The sequence below is a fragment of the Phaeobacter sp. LSS9 genome, assembly GCF_003443595.1.
In the GTDB taxonomy this organism is placed as follows: Bacteria; Pseudomonadota; Alphaproteobacteria; order Rhodobacterales; family Rhodobacteraceae; genus Phaeobacter; species Phaeobacter piscinae.
Window position 1 is genome coordinate 872184 of sequence record NZ_CP031956.1, and the last position, 18244, is coordinate 890427.

Here is an 18244-nt window from a genome sequence, read left to right on the forward strand (position 1 = left end):
GAGTATGTTTTAATTTCTAGTTAGGAGTAGTTTACAAATCATTGATACAGCGTAGGTTGAAGTAACAATCTCAGTCAAGCTTTATGCAACCCTGGATTGTAATTTCGCATCTTAACCCCACCCCGGACACGTCACGTCAGTTCGCTCCCCAACTCGACCTTTTGCACAATTGGTCATGGACCTTGTAGCGCTGAAGGCGTTAATAGATAAAAAATACGGTAGACGATAGGCACGCTTATGACAACGCAAACAACTCAGGACCTGACGATTATCGGTATCGGGTCGTCCGCTGGCGGACTTGAAGCCATTCGTGAGCTGGTTGCGACGCTCCCGGTGGATGTGCCTGCGGCCTATGTTGTTGTCCAGCACATGTCGCCACACCACAAAAGTCTGATGACGGAGCTTGTCGCGAGGCAGACCCAGCTGAAGGTCGGCACGATCGAAAACGGCACCGTTCCTGAGGCCAATGTCGTCTATATCACGCCACCGAAAAGCGATGTCATCTTCTCTGACGGGCGCCTGCACCTGTTGCAGGATCCAAATGCCGAACCCGGCACACCGCGCCCCTCTGTCGATCGCTTCCTGGTCAGCCTTGCGGAGCAGAACGGCGACAACTCCATGGCGATTATCCTCTCGGGGACCGGCAGCGATGGAGCTTATGGTGTGCAGGCCATTCGTGAGGCCGGCGGTATTACCATCGCGCAGGACGCCGAAAGCGCGAAATACGACGGCATGCCCGTGGCTGCGGTGCAGACCGGTTGCGTCGATCTGGTGCTGCGGCCGCAGGATATCGGTGCCAACCTGCAGAAAATCCTGTCCTCGCCGCGGGATTTCACCTCCTTCCGGCATGAGAACAGCCTGCGGGACTCACCGGTGTCGGATCTGCTGCAAATCCTGCTGGCGCGGACCCGCGTGGATTTCCGCGACTATAAACAGACCACGATCAGCCGCCGGATTGAGCGACGCATGATCGCCCTGGGGATCGAAACCCAGGAGGAATACACCCAATTCTGCCGCAACAACCCGCATGCAGTTGATGCGCTGTTCAAGGATCTGCTGATCTCGGTCACGCGGTTCTTCCGCGACCGCGAAGAATTCGAACTGCTGAAAGCGCTGTTGCCCCAGCTGATCAAGGAGCGCGGCCCCGGCCCGCTTCGGATCTGGGTCGCTGGCTGCGCCACCGGTGAGGAGGCCTATTCGATCGCCATGGTGGTCTCTGAGGCGCTTGGCAATCCGACCAACCAACTCAAATCGCGGGTGCAGATCTTTGCGACTGATATCGACAAGGATGCGTTGAAAACCGCGCGCAAGGGGGTCTACAGCCTTGCAGCGCTCAATGATATTCCCTCTGAACTTGCCGACAAATATCTTATCCGTCAGACCGATGGTGTGCGGGTGGTCGACAATCTGCGCAATGCGGTTCTGTTCTCTGACCACAACGTTTGCCAGGATCCGCCATTTCAGAAGGTCGATCTGATCTGCTGCCGCAACCTGCTGATTTATTTCGGCAACCCACTGCAGCAGAAGGTTATGTCGCGGTTCCACTATGCGATGTCACCACATGGTTTGCTGTTCCTCGGCACCGCCGAGAGTGTCGCCGGATCGGATGAGTTGTTCGTCCAGGACCGCTCTGCATCCCATGTCTACCGCAAGCGATCCCTGCGCGCCCATCAGGCCCAGCAGCCCTATAATATGCCATCGGTGCCGATGATGGCGCAGCGGCCAACCATCAAACCGCCGGCACAGCCTGGGCCCTCCACCGACCGTCAGCTGTTTGAGGCATTGGCACAGTCCCTGGGCAAAAACTCGCTTCTGGTCACCGAGGATTTCTCCATCGCGCGGGTCTATGGCTCGGTCAGTCAGTTTATTGAGGTCAATGAGACCAGTTCACTGCGGATGCATCTTGATCTGCTGCGCAGCCCCCTGCGTGAAGAGGCGCGCAGCCTGATCACCATCGCGCTGAAAAACGGCGCCCACAAGGGCGGCGTGCGCCATCTTCTGGCAGAGAATGACGACGAGGAGATCCGCCTCGACGTCTACCCGATCATCGCCAAGGACATCAGCGAGCGCGCGGCGCTTGTGGTCTTCACGCCGGTCACGGTTGACCGCTCCCGGATGAGTGAGACACCGATTGTTGGTGAGGAAGGTGACGCCACCTTTGAACGGATCCGCAATCTGGAGAATGAGGTCGCGACAACCCGCGAAGCTCTGCAGCAGACAATTGAAGAGCTGGAGACCTCGAACGAGGAACTGCAGTCACTCAATGAGGAGCTGCAATCCACCAATGAGGAACTGCAAGCCACCAATGAGGAGCTGGAGACCTCAAACGAGGAACTGCAATCCACCAACGAAGAGCTGATCACCGTCAACGAGGAACTTCAGGTCACCGCCTCCGAGCTGAGCGGCCGTACTGGCGAGCTGATTTCCGTTCTGGAAAGCACGCCACTGGCGATTGTGGTGGCCGACAGCGCCCTGCAGATCACTCAGGCAACTCTGGCAGCGACCCGGATGTTCAATATCCGCCGTCCGATTTCCAGCCCGCACATCAGCCAATGCGCCCTGCCCGAAGGGTTTCCAATTCTGGCGCCGATTTGCAGCGAGGCCCTGCGTCTTGGCCAGACTGTGACCGAGGAATTCACCTCCAAGGGCACCCGCATCCGCCTGACCTGCTCGCCCTATTTTGATGTCAACGGGCAGATCCTTGGCGTGACCATGGTGGTGTCGGAATTTCCCGGCATGGCCCATGAGATGGAGATGATCCTCGACAATTCCAAGCTGCTTCTGCTGAACCGAACCCGCGGCGGTGAAATCCTGCGCATCAGTGAGGCCTATGCCGAGCTGCTGGGCCTCAGCCGTGACAAAGCGTTGTCGAAGAACGTGTTCTCACTCATGAAAGACAATGACGCTTGCAAGGAGATGTTCGGGGAGGATGATTCGGTCTTGGAGAAGCCCGATGGCTTTGACAGCGAATTGCGTCAAGTGACACTGGCCGATGGTGGCGAAGAGCGCTGGATCAATATGGATCATCATCGCTTCCCGCATCACATCACCGGAGAGTCGACGTTTTTCACCATCGGAACCGATGTTACCGAAACCGTCGAGGCTCGTGAGCGCGCCGAGGGACTGCTGAGGCAGGCTGAAATGGTGCAGGACATGGTCGGGATTGGTTTCTGGTCTATCGATTCCGACGGTCAGACACCTTACTGGTCGCCCAAGGTCTATGAGATCCATGGGGTAAAGCCTGAGGAGTACAATCCGGAAATTGACAGCGCGATTGCCTTCTTCCACCCAGATGACCGTGAGGATGTGCAACGCATCGTCTCTGAGGCCATCGAGACGGGCAGCGGGTTCACATTCATCAAACGTTTGATTCGCCCTGATGGCGTCGAGATCCGCGTGGAGAGCCAGGGCATGGCAATCCGCGACGATAACGGCGAGGTGACGCGACTGGTAGGTATCTTCCGCGAAGCGCAGGAGGCTGACAGCTGATCGCCCTCACACCAGAAGATAAGCAAAAAGGCGCAGGTGACTGCGCCTTTTTCATGTTCTACATCTGTAGTCTTTGCCCCCCCAACGAAGGGGCCGATGTCAGACCACTTTCAGCCGTCGCCCTGCCGTCAACCCATCTGCGGCTGCGGTGATGGCTTGCGCGTCGATGCCGAAGTGACGGTAGAGATCGCCGATGGTGCCGGTTTGACCAAAATGCTCGACGCCAAGCGGAATAGACTGATGCCCCTGAACGCTCCCCAACCAGCTCAGGGTTGCGGGATGCCCGTCAATCACCGTGATCAGCTTGCAATGGTTGGGCAGCTGGGCCAACAAGGTCTCGATATGGCTTTGCGCCTGCGGCAAGCCGCGTGCCCGCGCCCGCTGCGCTGCGGTCCAGCCCGCATTCAACCGGTCAGCTGAGGTGACGGCCAGCACGCCCACGTCACGACGACCTTCGCCAATGGCGGCAGCGGCTTTGATGGCTTCCGGCGCGACGGCCCCCTGATAGGCGATCACCACATCACAGTTCGGCCCCGGCTTTTTCAGCCAGTAGGCGCCATCAATGGCCCCCTGCCGGAAATCATCGTCAACACGTTTGCCGGGCTGTTCAATCGGGTTGGTGGTCAGCCGCAGATAGACCGAGCCGCCGGTCTCATCACGCAGCCATGTGCGCTCATCCGGGTCGCCCTCGCCGTCACGCTGAAGATAATCAAACGCCCATTCCATAATCACCGCCAGTTCATCCACAAAGGCAGGTTCAAACGCGGCCAACCCGTCCTGGCTCATCCCGATCAGTGGCGAGCCGATGGATTGATGCGCGCCCCCTTCCGGGGCCAATGTCACCCCAGATGGCGTGCCTACGATCATGAAACGGGCATCCTGGTAGCAGGCATAGTTCAGCGCATCGAGGCCACGCGCGACGAAGGGGTCATAGACAGTGCCGATCGGGATCAGCCGCTTGCCAAACAGCGATTGAGACAGGCCCGCAGCCCCCAGCAGCAGGAACAGGTTCATCTCCGCAATGCCCAACTCGATATGCTGGCCGTCCGGTGTAAACTCCCATTTGGCGGTCGACGGGATCTTATGCTCAATGAACGCATCCGCCTGAGCCGTGCGGGCAAACAGCTTGCGCCGATTCACCCAAGGACCAAGGTTGGTGGTGCCGGTCACGTCCGGAGACATGGTCACAATCCGCGTTGCCAGATCACTGTCGCCTTTGGAGAGGTCATCAAGGATCTTGCCAAATCCCATCTGTGTCGACATTTCGCGGTCGGTCTTCACCTCCACCGTCGGCACAGGTAAGCGCGCGTCGTGATAACGCCGCGCGCCCTTGGCAAAAAACGGGGCCTGATCCAGAAACTCTTGCAGCGCAGCGGCATCTTTGACCGTTGCAAACGGCTCCCATTCCTCGCCCTCGGCGACGCCCATATAGCGCTGCCATTCCGCCATCTGGGTCTTGTTCATCAGGCCGCCGTGGTTGTCCTTGTGGCCCGCGATGGGCGTGCCCCACCCCTTCACCGTATAGGCCAGGAAACAAACCGGGCGGTCATGGTCGATGGCGGCAAAGGTCTCGGCCATGGTGGCGACGCAATTGCCGCCGAGGTTTTCCATCAGCGCCGCCAGCTCCGCATCCGAACGCCGGTCGATCAGCGCGGTCACATCCCCCTGATCGCCCAGATCCTCCATCAGATGCTGGCGCCAGACCGCTCCGCCCATGAAGGTCAGCGCCGAATAGGTCTGGTTGGGGCAATCATCAATCCACTGACGCAGCTTGTCGCCGCCCGGCTCCTCAAACGCGGCGCGTTGCAGGGCGCCATATTTTACCTTCACCACATCCCAGCCAAAGGCGTCAAAGATCTTCTCGATCCGCTGGAACAATCCTTCGCGCACAATCCCGTCAAGGGACTGGCGGTTGTAATCAATGATCCACCAGGTGTTGCGCAGATCGTTTTTCCAGCCTTCCTGAAGGCATTCATAGACATTGCCCTCATCCAGTTCTGCGTCGCCGACCAGCGCCACCATGCGCCCCTGCGGCGCGTCCGCCCCCCAGGATTTCGCGGTGATATAGTCCTGAACCATGGACGTAAAGGAGGTGATCGCCACGCCAAGACCCACAGATCCGGTGGAGAAATCCACGTCATCAATATCCTTGGTCCGGCTCGGATAGCTTTGCACGCCACCAAAGCCGCGGAAATTCTCCATCTTCTCGCGGGTCTGGTTGCCCATCAGATACTGGATCGCATGAAAGATCGGCGAGGCATGGGGTTTTACCGCCACCCGATCCTCAGGCCGCAGCGCGCTGAAATAGAGCGCGGTCATGATCGACACCATGGAGGCAGAGCTGGCCTGATGACCCCCGATCTTGATGCCATCTTCCTTGGCGCGCAGGTGGTTGGCGTTGTGGATCATCCAATGTGACAGCCATAGCAGCCGCTGCTCAATCGTCTTGAGCATTTCAGGAGAGGATGTCGGCGCGGCGGATGTCGGGGTCATGATCAAACTCGTTGGCATAAATCGAAGCTACCCCTCCCGCCGGAGTGCGGAGGGGGCCTTTTACAGGGGCGACCTGAAGAGCGCAGCAGTTACATCAGGCGGCTAAAGGGAGCGCGCCCGTGCAGAGCCGAAAATCAGGCAGCGGCGTAGGCGTTATGCGAGGACAGCGCCTGCATCAGATCGTCGATGATATCGTCGACACCTTCAAGCCCTACCGACATCCGTACCAGACCTTCAGCGATCCCATGTTCGGCGCGTTCCTCAGGGGTATAGGTCGAATGGGTCATGCTGGCCGGGTGTTGGATCAGGGTTTCGGCATCGCCTAGCGAGACCGCGCGCTGGATCATCTCAAGCCGGTTCATCATGGCGATACCGCCCGCCTTGCCGCCGACCACCTCAAACGGGATCATGCCACCAAAGCCCGACATTTGCCGTCGCGCCAGATCACCTTGGGCGAAATCATCAAGGCCGGGATAATAGACCCGCTCCACCGCAGGGTGCGATTGCAGCGCCTCGGCGACCTTCAATGCGGATTTGCAATGGCGCTCCATGCGCAGTTCCAGCGTCTTCAGACCACGCATCAGCAGCATTGCGCTGAAGGGTGACATGACCGCACCGGTCATATCCTTCAGCCCGACCAAACGGATCTGGGTGATATCCTCCTTCGAGCCCACCACCAGACCCGCGATGACATCGCCGTGGCCGCTGATGAATTTGGTCGCCGAATGCACGACGATATCTGCACCCAGTTCGATCGGTCGCGTGATGACCGGCGTGGCAAAGGTGTTGTCGACCACCACTTTGGCACCGGCTTTATGCGCAATCTCGGAAATTGCGGCGATGTCGATCAGGCGGTTATTGGGATTCGCCGGCGTCTCAAAATAGACCAGCTTGGTCTTCGGGCTGATCGCCTCTGCCAGATTGGTCGGATCTGTCATATCCACCAGGCGCACCTTCACGCCAAAACGCGGCAGGCCGTGGGTCATAAACGAGAAGGTGCAGCCATAAAGCGTCTTGTCGAGGATGATTTCGTCACCCGCAGCAAGGAACGACCACAGCGTCGAGGTGATCGCACCCATGCCAGACGCTGTGGCAAGCCCTGCTTCGCCCCCTTCCAGATTGGCAATCCGCTGCTCCAGATGATCCAGCGTCGGGTTGGAGATCCGGCTGTAGAAATGCCCTTCACGTTCGCCGGTGAACATCTCACCGCCGGCCTCGGCGGAGTCGAAGGTGAACGTCGACGTCAGATAGAGCGGAGGGTTCAGCGATCCCTGCTGCGACTGCGTGTCATAGCCATGGTGGATTGCGCGTGTGGAAAAGCTGGAGCCGGTTTTTGTCATGGAAATCACCCTGTTGCGTTTCCAGCATCTTAGGATGGCCACGCGGGAGATTAGTTGCTAATTTACCCTCAAACAGAATAAGGATTGGCATATTATGCCAGAAATACCCAAACTAGACGTGACTGACCGGCGAATTATCCGGGCGCTGCAGCGCAATGGGCGGATGACGAATCTCGACCTCGCGGCAGAGGTCAATCTCTCCCCCTCGCCCTGCCTGCGCCGATTGCGTATTTTGGAAAATACCAATGTCATTCAGGGCTACAGCATCGACGTCGATGCCAAGGTCTATGGGCTGCCGGTCACGGTCTTTGTCCGGGTCAGCCTTGAGAACCATACGGAAAGCGTGGTGGCCAATTTCGAACGCCAGATCCGCGACACACCGGAAGTGCTGGAGTGTTTTGTCATGACCGGCCTGGCCGACTATCTGCTGCGGGTGGTGGTGGCGGATCTGGAAGATTACGAGCGCTTCGTGCGCGCCCGGTTGCATCCCATCGGGGGCATCAGCTCTATCGACACCAGCTTTGTCTACGGCGTCGTGAAAAAGACCGCAGTCTACCCTGAGGTTGAGGGCAACGGAGGCTGATCATCCATCAGGTTCGCTGATTTGCAGATGGTCGGCAAAGATACGACCTCCCCCGCGCTACATTCTTTATAATTCTATACTATTCGATATACTGCCCCCCTATTGGCGGCAGGACATCATCCATGCAGGGGCCCATCCCGACAATCCTACCCAAGATCTCGACGCGGCTGACGGCGTTTGCCTTTGCCGATGTGGCCGATTACACGCGGCATATCGAAATCAGCACAACGGAGACGGTACGCCGTTGGTGTCACCTGCGCGATACCGTGCTGCTGGATGAGCTGGAACGTTACGACGGCGTGCGACGCTCCGATGCGGGAGATGCGCTGCTGGTGGAATTCTCCAGCGCTACAGATGCGGTGCAATGGGCCATGGCGGTTCAAGACCGGCTGGGCCAGCAGGATAACGATGCCAACCCGATGAAGATCCGCATCGGCGTGAATATTGACGACGTGATCGACGATCAGGGCACTGTACAATCTGATGGTGTTGTCATCGCCTCACGCATTCACCAACTCGCTGATCCGGGCACCGTAGTGGTGACCAAGATGGTCCGTGATATCGTCCGCGGAAAACTGTCGCTGCGGTTTCATGACCTTGGATCACCGCTGCTGAAGAACATTGATCGCCCGGTTCAGGTCTATCAGGTCTGCGACGGCAGCGGTGACACCGTCCCCCTCCACCCCCATGCCGATTGGAAAAACCGCCCGACACTGGCGGTGCTGCCCTTTCAGGATCGCGGCGCGCAGGCAGAGGAGCAGTATTTCGGCGACGGCATCACCGAGGAGATCATCTCAGGCGTGTCCCGCAGCCGCACAATGTTTGTCATGGCGCGCACCTCGACGCTTAAATTCCGGGGCAGCAACGAGAACCCGGCCGAGATTGGTCGCGGGCTTGGGGTCTCCTATCTCTTGACCGGTTCGGTTGACCGGCACGGGGATCAGCTGCGCATTTTTGTCGAGTTGATGGATGTGCTGCGCAACCGCGCCATCTGGGCCCAGACCTACCGCGGAGATTTGCAGGAGCTGTTTGCCTTTCAGGATGAGATCGCCTCCGGTGTGCTGGCGATGCTGGAACCCAAGGTGCTGTCAACGGAGGCTGAGCATATCAGCGCCCGTAGCACCGACAGTCTGGATGCGTATAAATGTGTGTTGCGCGCCCTCGCCCGGCTCTATCAGCTGGACGACTACAGCTATGAAGAGGCGATTGCCCTGCTGCAACGGGCGGTGTCACTGGATCCGAAATATCCGCAGGCGCATGCTTATCTTGCCTGGTGTATGAACTTCTTCTTGGCGGAAGGGCATTCTCACAACCCGCGTGACGACATACTGACCATGATCAACCATTCGCGCCGCGCGGTGGAACTGGACCCGGACGACGCGCTGACGCTGTCGGTGCGCGCGCATGTGCTGAGCCTGCATGAAAACAGCCCGGAAGACGCGTTGGAACTCTTTGAGGATGCGCTGGCGCACAATATGAACCTGCCACTGGCCTGGGGGCTGAGTGCGACGACATATGCCTATCTCGGCGACGGTGCAGAGGCCCGCGACAGGCTTCTCAATGTCTGGCGGCTGGCACCCTACGATCCGTTGAGCTTCTTTTTCCTGACCGCGGCCGGCCTTGCTGAGTTTGTTGACGGAAACATGCCGGAAGCAATCCGTTTCCTGAAGAACGCCCGCCGCAACAAGCCCCGTTTCATGGCCAGTCTGCGCCTGCTTGCGGCATCCTTTGCACTCAGCGGTCAGGCGGACAACGCGCGCAAGGTTGCGCAGGAAATTCTGGATCTGGATCCCGGCTTCTCGGTCTCGAAATTTGCGACCTGGTACCCGCTGAAATCAAAGGAGGCCCTGGATCGTCTGATCGACGGATTGATACGCGCAGGACTTCCGGAATAGACGGCAGCCACAGCGCATAATCGGGATACCCGACAAGAACAAAACAAACAGAGAGGCAGACCGGCAAAGGTCAGATATCAGCAGCCACGTAGGACGTTTTTTAACTCGCATTCAACGATTTAAGGGGGATTTATGATGGCGGAACATGGCAGTTCACAAGGCGCGTCGAACGGTCTTGGCCTCGGGTTGGGGCTGGGCCTCGGCAATGGTCTGGGTCTTGGAAATGGTCTGGGATTGGGCAATGGCCTCGGTCTTGGCAACGGGCTGGGTGCCGGTCAGGGCTTGGGGCTGGGTCTCGGGTTGGGGTCCGGCCTTGGTCTGGGGCTAGGATCCGGTCTTGGACTTGGGAATGGTTTGGGGCTCGGCTCAGGGCTGGGGCTCGGGCTGGAGGACAACGGCTATCTTCTCGGCAATGGCGCTGATGCGGGTATCGGCACATTGCGCAGCTACTACGCAACGCCAAAGGAGCTGGGGCTGCTGCCGTGGACGCTGGATTTCAGCCCAGACAACAATGGCGGCGCCCCGTTTCCTCTGTCAATGATCATCAGCCCCTATCAGTTGCCGACCGACACCGCCGCCTATCCCGTGGCGCTGGAATGGATCACCGAGGACTGGGATCCCGCTCTGCGGTTCTGGGCGCTGCCATTTGATCCCAATCTTGGGGAATGGCTGCGCGCTGCAGACAGATCGGAGCCCGGCACCATGGCGGCGCTGGAATTTGCCTCACAATTCACCAATTGGCATCCGGCTCATGTCGGCAATCGCTGGGTACCTGAGAACGACCGGCTTTGGCACTACGTCAGAACCGGCACTGCTGCGCAATCGCGCGCTGCGGCGGAGGCGGCCTTTGATATCATCGTCGCTGAGCTGGAAGTGCTCAAAATGTATATGGAGGATGATCGCCAACAGTATATGGTTGAATGCGATATCCAGGCGGATGGCCTGCCCGCCTATCTAATCCATTTTCTGGGGGCCAACAGCTTTGACCATCCGTTTACGCTCAAGCTGATTGACCTCGGGCTGGCGGTCGGCAATGTCGCCTATATGAGCTATAAAGCCCACTTTAAAAGGGTGCGCCCCTCGATACTGCGGCCCGGCCTGACGGTGCCCTTTGGACCACCCGCCCATCCAGCCTTTCCCAGCGGCCATGCATTTCTGGCGCATTTCCTGTCCCTGCTGTTGCTGGAAATTCCCGGCGTGGCACAGCGATTTGGGGTGGTGAAAGGGTATAAATCTGATGGCTCAGGCACGGATGTGCAAATCCCGGCGGGCACCTTGCTGCGCAAGCCGACCTACAATGATCTGCTTGGCAGTGATGTGATCGCCTCGCCGTTGCTGACCATGGCGAACCGGATTGCGGTGAACCGTGAACGGATCGGGGTGCACTACCCCTCCGACTCGACCGCTGGACGGCACATCGCGGCAGGCATCTGGTATTGCCTGATGGACAGCGCCCCGGTGAACCCAGAGGCAGGCGGCGACCCATGGGCGCATATCTCGGTCCCCACACTGCATCGTATCCTGGAGAAGGCGAAGACCGAATGGCCGACACCCTGGGTCTCCGCTGACATCACGTGAGGATCGCAGAGACCTCCTAAGGCGCCATATGCAGGCCCAGATTGTTGTCACCCGCGACCAGATCAACAAGGGCCTGCACCTTCTTCGGCGGTGACGCCGTTGCGCCAATCTTGACCGTGAAGTCGGCGGCAGGGTCGGTGTTGGCACGGTCATTGATCTGGCTCAGCTCATAAAAGACCACCAGCTGGGTGCCTGCAGGGGCGGCAGCGCGTGCGGCCGTGGTCAGCTGCGTGATCTGTTGCTGATCAGTCTGTGCCAGCGCCATGTCGGCCGCGCCGGGCGCAATATCGAACGGTCCGATATCAACCTGCCCGTGCCAGACAACACTGCGCTCCATAATTTGCGCCAGCGGTTTGTCATTGAGCACCCAACCAACCCACGCCCGCAGCCGCGCGCCACCAGCGGCCACCGCCCCTCTGTTGCCAAAACTCGGCAGCCAGCCGGGCATCACCCAATCGGCATCTGCCGCCCAATGAAGCGAGACGGGCACATAGCTGCCCGGTCCGACCTTCACCGGCCCGTCCCCGGTCGGGAACACATCGGGACGGCGATCGCGAATATAGATATCTACGAGCGGCGGTGCTCCCGCCTTGCTGATAATCTCACTCGGGTCGGAGGGGAACATGCCCATGGTTTCATAGGCCCATCGCGTCACCTTGTGAGAGGTGGCGGGCTGCCAGTCTGCTCCGCCTCTTGGCAAGGGTACGGAGGCCGGGGCGCTCCAACCGGCCTCCTCCATGCCAACCTCCAGCATTTCCGCCCGCGACGGCGATTGTGCCAGCCCGGCCATCCCCTGCATCAGCAGATATAGCGTCATATCAGAGGCGCGGGTGCGCTGAGCCCAGTCAGCCTCTGTACCGGCAAGCGTATCGCCGCCCAAAGATCGATAGAGCAGGAAGCAGGTGGACGATAGGACCTGCTCGGTCAGATAGGCTTTATGCTCGGTCCCGGAATCCGGTGGATCCTCAATCACAGAGCGATTCAGCAACCCATACCAGCCCCAGCCCATTGCGGGCGTCCGGTCGTGCCGCCGTGGCGCAAAGACGAAGGGAAACGTCCACCCTCGCATCCTCGGGTCGCCGGGATAGGTCGGGCTGGACAGATCCGACAGCGGATCGAAGAACACCGCCGCCAGCGAGTCCCCTGCACTATGGGCAAAATCGAACTCAAGCTGCCCAATCCGGGCCGCCAAAAGGTAATGCCCGAATTCATGCATCATCCAGCGCCCGCAGCTGGCCATACCCAGAGGCTCCAATTGACTGCCCGGCGTTCCGGCCTTCACCCGCGCCCAACGGTTGAGATTGGCCAGCGCCAGATGCATATCGATGCTGGGTTTGCTCTGAAGGGTGGCATCCGGCGCCACTTCATAGCGCACCTGGGCATTGATCGTCCGCCCATCCCGGCCCGGCCCCGGCACGATGCCGGACCGGTAGTGCACGGCCAGCGGTCCCTCCGCCGTCGCCATGTAACTCTCTGGTGCAAGGCCCAGCCCGCGCATCGTGTCAAAGAAGGTCTTACTGTGCCAATAGGCGCTGATCGCACTGGATATATTGCGGCGCGGCGGCAGGTCAGACAGCCCTGTTCCCGGCAGGGTCTTTGGCAGTTTTCCAACCCCGTCGCCCGGCACAAATCGCGGACAATTGCGCACCTCATAGGCCGGCTGTTGCATCTTGAGGCCACGACCCAACCCAATCGCCCGGTTTTCCCGGAACAGGTCTAATATTATGTCCGGCCGCGTTGGTCGGCGCCATGCAAGCGGTGGTGCGGGGTGTGGTGGTACCCGCCCCGACGGGGCGCGCCAATCGGGCGGCGGCACCGGAAATACCCGCACAAAAGGAAGCGGCGGCGGTAGCGGACCGCCCGTCCCCGCCACCGCATGACTGACCAGCGGCACCCGCGTCACGGAGAGCAACTCGACCTCATTTGCGCCCGGCTCCGCCAGACGTACCCGAACGGTCAAACGATAGCTCACAGGTTCGCCGCGCGGCGTATCCTGCCCGCGCGCCAGCAGGGTCAGGGTGATATCCCAGGCCCCGTCGGTGACGTTCTCAGGCTGCGCCGAAAACCGGATATCCTGCAACAGCAGGGACTTCGGCACCACGTCGGCCTGTTTGGCAATATCATCCTCCAGCATCGTGATCATCCGATAGACCGAGGACCGCGCCGCGGGCTGCGCATCCGTTTGAGGTGTCGGCGGGACAGAGGATGTATCAGAGGGCGGCGGCGATGTCGCGCTGCTGGCGTCGTCTGACACCGCAGCCTCAACAGGCGCATCACCCGTGTCCGTCTCAGAGGATGCAACCAGTGTTGCCGGAGCCACACCGGCCTGAAACCCCAAGGGAACACCAGAGAGGCTGCGCGACAAGCCGCTTAGAACCTTCTGTTTTTCCGCATCACTGCGCCCGGCCAACAGCGATGACAGCGCTTGGTGGGATCCGCCGGGAAACTCTGCCGTCAGGCCACGGATAATAAGATCAAAGCCATGATCAGTGGCGCGCACCTCAATCGGGACGCGGAATCCGGCGGACGGGAACCGCATCAGAAAAGACCCGTGCATCGGGTCAGGAATACCTTCTGTCGCCACGAGAATAACGGTGCCAGGCATCGCGCTCTTGGGATGGCGCGACATGTTCCAGCTGGCGATCTGCCCCTCAAGACGGCTCGGCTCAGCGTTGATTTTGGGCCAGATATCGCACCAATGCAGCAGGCTGCCGCTGGCGGCAACATCGGCCAACAGATCCAGCATCGGGTCCGCCCGACCCAGCGGCGGCGGCGTTGCGTTCACATAGTGCTTCAGCTGTTTGAGGTAATGTTCTGCCGCCGTGCTTAGCGCCGCCAGATCAATCTCACCATCAGCACCGCCCACACGCGCAGCCGTCACATAAGGCACGGTCGGATGTGATATCAGGCGCGACGGGCGGCGTGACCCCGGATATTGCCACTCATATCGCAACCAAGCCCGCGGTGTTGTGCCTTCAGCAACGTCAGTGGGAGGCCATTTGCCAGGATGTGTCAGTTTCGCCATATCATCCCCCTTGGTGCATGCGCCGAAGGGCATGCTATATCTGTGTCATAATGCTCACCCGACATCCTCAGGAACGGCCCTCCGCAGAAACACAACGACATAATATGCCGCCGTTCAGCAAAGAGTGACGCGGTTTTTCAATCCCGTCATTTCATTGGAGGTGCACTGCTGGACTTGCGGCGTCGGCCACGTCGAGCATCTGATGCGCTGCAAACGCAGACCCCACCTCAGGATGAGCCTACCATAGTTTCAGCGCCAACAGTAGGCTGACAGCACACTGCACCAGTGATCGGCGAAAGCTGCCAAACCATCACGGATGGCCCGGCGACCTGCTGGCTACTTTGGTTCTCTCACGGTTTGAGAAATGATCTGTCCTTTGGAGGCAAAAAATTTGAAACCAGCGCATTTTTTCTCTGGACGCGCCAGAACGGAAACCATATATCAGCCCCACATTCCGGCGTAGCTCAGCGGTAGAGCAGTTGACTGTTAATCAATTGGTCGTAGGTTCGATCCCTACCGCCGGAGCCAAAGTTTCCAAGGGCTTAGCGTATATACGCTAGGCCCTTTTGGCTTCTGCACTTGTGGTATTGATGCATCTGCCGCCCTGCTCAGGACAAGAGCGGAGCGGGCAGTTTCTTTAGCCCGGCCACATGGCCCAACGGCAGTGCCCCTAATGGCAGCAGGCAGGCCTGTAGCGCATGGTAGATGTCCGGCTTTCCAGTGAAGATCGACCGTGTCACTTGCCCGTTCCCATCAATTTCAGGGTACCAGCCGCCGCGGGTCTCATCGATGAAATGGGCCTGCGCAAATCCCCAGAGGCGGCGATACCAATGCTCATCCACGTCTCTGGCGTCCAGTTTCACAAGCGTGGCAACGGCACCGATTGCCTCCGTCACCGGCCACCAGAACCGATTGCCCATCGCGACCTTGCCGTCGAAATCAAGCGTATAGGCAAAGCCACCATCAGGTAACCAGGCGTCGGCCAGCGCGCGTTCAATCAGGGTGCGCGCGCGTGTCGGGGCGCCCATGTCCCGCTGCCCTGCCAGATCCCAGTGCTGCAACATCAACCGCCCCAGCTCAAATGAATGGCCAGGGGTGGTTCCTGCGGGCCGGAACATCGGATCCCCGGCATAGCTGCGGTCGATTTGCCACCTCTCAGTGTAATGTTCAGGCAGACGCCAGCCTTCTGCAGGTGCAACTTCGCCCACGAAAAAATCGAGGATATGGCCTGCGCGGTCCAGAAATACCGTCTCACCCGTGGCCTCATATGCCGTCAGCAGCGCTTCCACCCCGTGCATATTGGCGTTCATTCCGCGATAGGTCGAAAACGGTGTCCAATCGCGGTTCCATTCGTCGGCAAACCGTTTTGGCTCCGCCTCCCAGAAGCGCTGGTCCAAAACCTCCGCCACATCGCTCAGCAAGGCATCGGCAGCGGGGTGCCCGGCCAGTTTCGCCGACGCCGCAGCCAGCAGGACAAAGACATGGCCATAGGCCAGTTTGCGATCATCCGCGACCGTATCCCCGGACAGCGCCCAAAGGTATCCGCCATGGATCTGATCGCGGTGGTGACTGTTGAGATAGGCGATGCCGTGATCAATCATCCGGTCGGCACCCGTATAGCCGCAGATATGCGCCAGCGCGTAAGAATGGACCAACCGTGTGGTGGTGTGCAGCTCCTGCTTGTCATCCGGCAAGGGTCGCCCTTCAGCATCCAGAGTGTGAAACCCCGGCCCTGCCCGCAGACTACCTGCGAAGAAATCCAGCTGTCGCCTGGCATCTGCAACCAGATAGGCCTGATGACCCGCATCCTCCAACCAAGCACCGGGCGCGGAAAGCTCTCCGACTGCGGACTGCGTGCTCATCGGCTGCTCTCCTTTTGCTGCCAAGGTCGTGATCGCAACGGCTCAGGCTGCCGGCCTGAGGGCAATGCCGCGATCATCAAAGATATGCGCGTTTTGGGCCTGCAGGCGCAAGCCCAGACGCTCTCCACTTCGCACCGGCACATTGCCGTGCTTGCGGACCATCAGAGGCCCAATCCCGTCAACTTTGGCATAGATATTGGTGTCCGAGCCCAGACGCTCCACCACATCGGCAACGGCGGTCAGATGCCCCTCACCCGGCTCTACCACATCCAGATGTTCTGGCCGGATGCCCAGTTCAACCGCTGCAGCGGTGTCCTGCAGATGATCCAGCGTCAGCATCATCCCATTGCTCGCCATCACGCCAGAGGCCGCACCGGACACCGGCAGAATGTTCATTGTGGGGGAGCCGATGAACTGCGCGACAAATTTGTTGGCCGGGCGTTCATAAAGCTCAAGCGGCGAGCCGACCTGCTGTATATCGCCGCCGTTCAACACCACGATACGATCGGCAAGGGTCAGCGCCTCCACCTGGTCATGGGTCACATAGATCATCGTGGCGCCCAGTTGTTTGTGCAGCCGGGCAATCTCCAGCCGCATCTCAACACGCAGTGCAGCGTCCAGATTGGACAGCGGCTCATCAAAAAGAAACGCGCGGGGATCCCGGATGATCGCGCGCCCCATCGCAACACGCTGTCGCTGACCGCCCGAGAGGGCCTTGGGCAGGCGATCAACCAAGGAGGACAGCCCCAGTGTCTCCGCTGCCTTGGCAACGCGGGAGCGGCGCGCCTCGGCGGGATCTTTGCGGATCTCCATGGAGAACCCCATATTCCGTGCCACATCCATATGCGGGTAGAGCGCATAGGACTGAAACACCATCGCAATATCGCGGTCACGCGGACGGACATCATTCATCCGCTGGCCGTCAATCTCGAAATCACCCGATGTGATCGGCTCCAGCCCCGCAATCATCCGCAGCAGCGTAGATTTCCCGCAGCCCGATGGCCCCACAAGAACGATGAACTCACCGTCCTGAATATCAAGATTGATATCGCGCAGCACCTCCACGGCGCCATAGCGTTTCGCCACATCTCTGAGTTCGATCCGTGCCATGATCCGGCCCCCTATCCCTTGACCGCGCCGGACGTGAGGCCCTGCACGAGGTAGCGTTGTATGAAAATGAAAAACAGGCAGCTTGGCACCAGCGCCAGCACTCCGGCCGCCATCATCTGCCCCCAGTCGACCGAGAATTTCGACACAAAGGTCAACAGCCCGACCGGGAAGGTCATCGCGTCATTCTTCGAGATCAGCATCAGCGCAAACAGCAGCTCCGACCACGCGGCGGTAAAAACAAATCCAAGTGTTGCACCCAGCCCCGGTAGGGTCAGTGGAAACACCACCGTGCGCAACGCCTGAAACCGCGAGCACCCATCCATCATCGCAGCCTCTTCCAGATCCTTCGGGATCCCGTCAAAGAAGGATTGCATGAGGAAGGTCGCAAAGGGGATATTGAACGCGGTGTAGACCACGATTAGCGAGGTGAGCGAGTTCAGCAGTCCGAGGTCGGCCACGATTTTGTAGATCGGTGCAATGATCATCAACAGCGGAAACATCTGGGTGATCAGCATCACTGCGATGATGATCCGCTTGCCCGCAAAGACAAACCGCGAAAAAGCATAGCCCGCTCCGGCAGCAATCAGCGTGGTAAAGAACGCAGTCCCCAGCGATACTGTCAGTGAATTGCGGAAATAGGCAAGGAACTCTGTCTCGAACAGAACCGTGGCGAAATTCTCAAACGTCACCGCCGAGGGCAGCATCCGCGTGCCCTCTGAGAAGATCAGCGCATCCGGTGTGATTGCGATTTTCATCAGCCAGTAGAGCGGAAACAGCGCAAAGCCGAGATAAAAAGCGATGGCCGCGTATTTCCCGAATGCCAGCGCCGGATGGCGGCTGTTTGAGCGTGCAACAGAACCCATGGGAGA

At 59.4% G+C, this 18244-nt stretch carries 10 protein-coding genes and 1 tRNA gene; 5 read left to right on the forward strand and 6 right to left on the reverse strand.

Annotation, left to right across the window (positions count from 1 at the left end; translation table 11 throughout):
• Positions 1–237: 237 nt before the first annotated feature.
• On the forward strand, positions 238–3489 hold the full coding sequence (locus D1820_RS04265; RefSeq protein WP_118067988.1) for a chemotaxis protein CheB: 3252 nt from the start codon (positions 238–240) through the stop codon (positions 3487–3489).
• 99 nt (positions 3490–3588) lie between these two features.
• On the opposite strand, the gene D1820_RS04270 is transcribed toward D1820_RS04265, so the two are convergent.
• Together D1820_RS04270 and D1820_RS04275 are read right to left on the reverse strand one after the other, a co-directional pair.
• The gene (locus D1820_RS04270; protein WP_118067989.1) at positions 3589–6000 is read right to left on the reverse strand and encodes a 1-deoxy-D-xylulose-5-phosphate synthase N-terminal domain-containing protein; all 2412 of its coding nucleotides are present in this window, start codon (positions 5998–6000) and stop codon (positions 3589–3591) included.
• 116 nt (positions 6001–6116) lie between these two features.
• Positions 6117–7322: a methionine gamma-lyase gene (locus D1820_RS04275; RefSeq protein ID WP_118067990.1), complete on the reverse strand. Its 1206-nt coding sequence runs from the start codon at positions 7320–7322 to the stop codon at positions 6117–6119.
• 94 nt (positions 7323–7416) lie between these two features.
• Between D1820_RS04275 and D1820_RS04280 the strand changes: the two genes are divergently transcribed.
• From D1820_RS04280 to D1820_RS04290, 3 genes are all read left to right on the forward strand, one after another.
• Complete coding sequence (locus D1820_RS04280) at positions 7417–7905, forward strand: Lrp/AsnC family transcriptional regulator (RefSeq protein ID WP_096789202.1); 489 nt, start codon at positions 7417–7419, stop codon at positions 7903–7905.
• A 122-nt stretch (positions 7906–8027) separates the two neighbouring features.
• Positions 8028–9800 carry a tetratricopeptide repeat protein gene (locus D1820_RS04285; RefSeq protein WP_118067991.1) on the forward strand — a complete coding sequence of 591 codons (1773 nt, stop codon included), beginning with the start codon at positions 8028–8030 and terminating at the stop codon, positions 9798–9800.
• Positions 9801–9932: 132 nt separating this feature from the next.
• A complete protein-coding gene (locus D1820_RS04290) occupies positions 9933–11378 on the forward strand; it encodes a phosphatase PAP2 family protein (protein ID WP_118067992.1) in 1446 nt (481 codons plus the stop codon).
• A gap of 16 nt (positions 11379–11394) precedes the next feature.
• Here D1820_RS04290 and D1820_RS04295 read toward each other — a convergent pair whose 3' ends face one another.
• Positions 11395–14403: a hypothetical protein gene (locus D1820_RS04295; RefSeq protein ID WP_118070020.1), complete on the reverse strand. Its 3009-nt coding sequence runs from the start codon at positions 14401–14403 to the stop codon at positions 11395–11397.
• A gap of 453 nt (positions 14404–14856) precedes the next feature.
• On the opposite strand from D1820_RS04295, the gene D1820_RS04300 reads away from it, so the two are divergent.
• Positions 14857–14931: transfer RNA gene (locus D1820_RS04300), tRNA-Asn, on the forward strand.
• A gap of 80 nt (positions 14932–15011) precedes the next feature.
• On the opposite strand, the gene D1820_RS04305 is transcribed toward D1820_RS04300, so the two are convergent.
• Genes D1820_RS04305 through D1820_RS04315 form a run of 3 tightly spaced genes read right to left on the reverse strand, consistent with a single transcriptional unit; the run spans position 15012 to position 18238 of the window.
• Entirely contained in the window at positions 15012–16265 is a 1254-nt protein-coding gene (locus D1820_RS04305; RefSeq protein ID WP_118067993.1) for an AGE family epimerase/isomerase, read from the reverse strand.
• 42 nt (positions 16266–16307) lie between these two features.
• On the reverse strand, positions 16308–17375 hold the full coding sequence (locus D1820_RS04310; protein WP_118067994.1) for an ABC transporter ATP-binding protein: 1068 nt from the start codon (positions 17373–17375) through the stop codon (positions 16308–16310).
• A gap of 11 nt (positions 17376–17386) precedes the next feature.
• The gene (locus D1820_RS04315) at positions 17387–18238 is read right to left on the reverse strand and encodes a carbohydrate ABC transporter permease (protein ID WP_040169251.1); all 852 of its coding nucleotides are present in this window, start codon (positions 18236–18238) and stop codon (positions 17387–17389) included.
• Between the last annotated feature and the right edge of the window lie 6 nt (positions 18239–18244).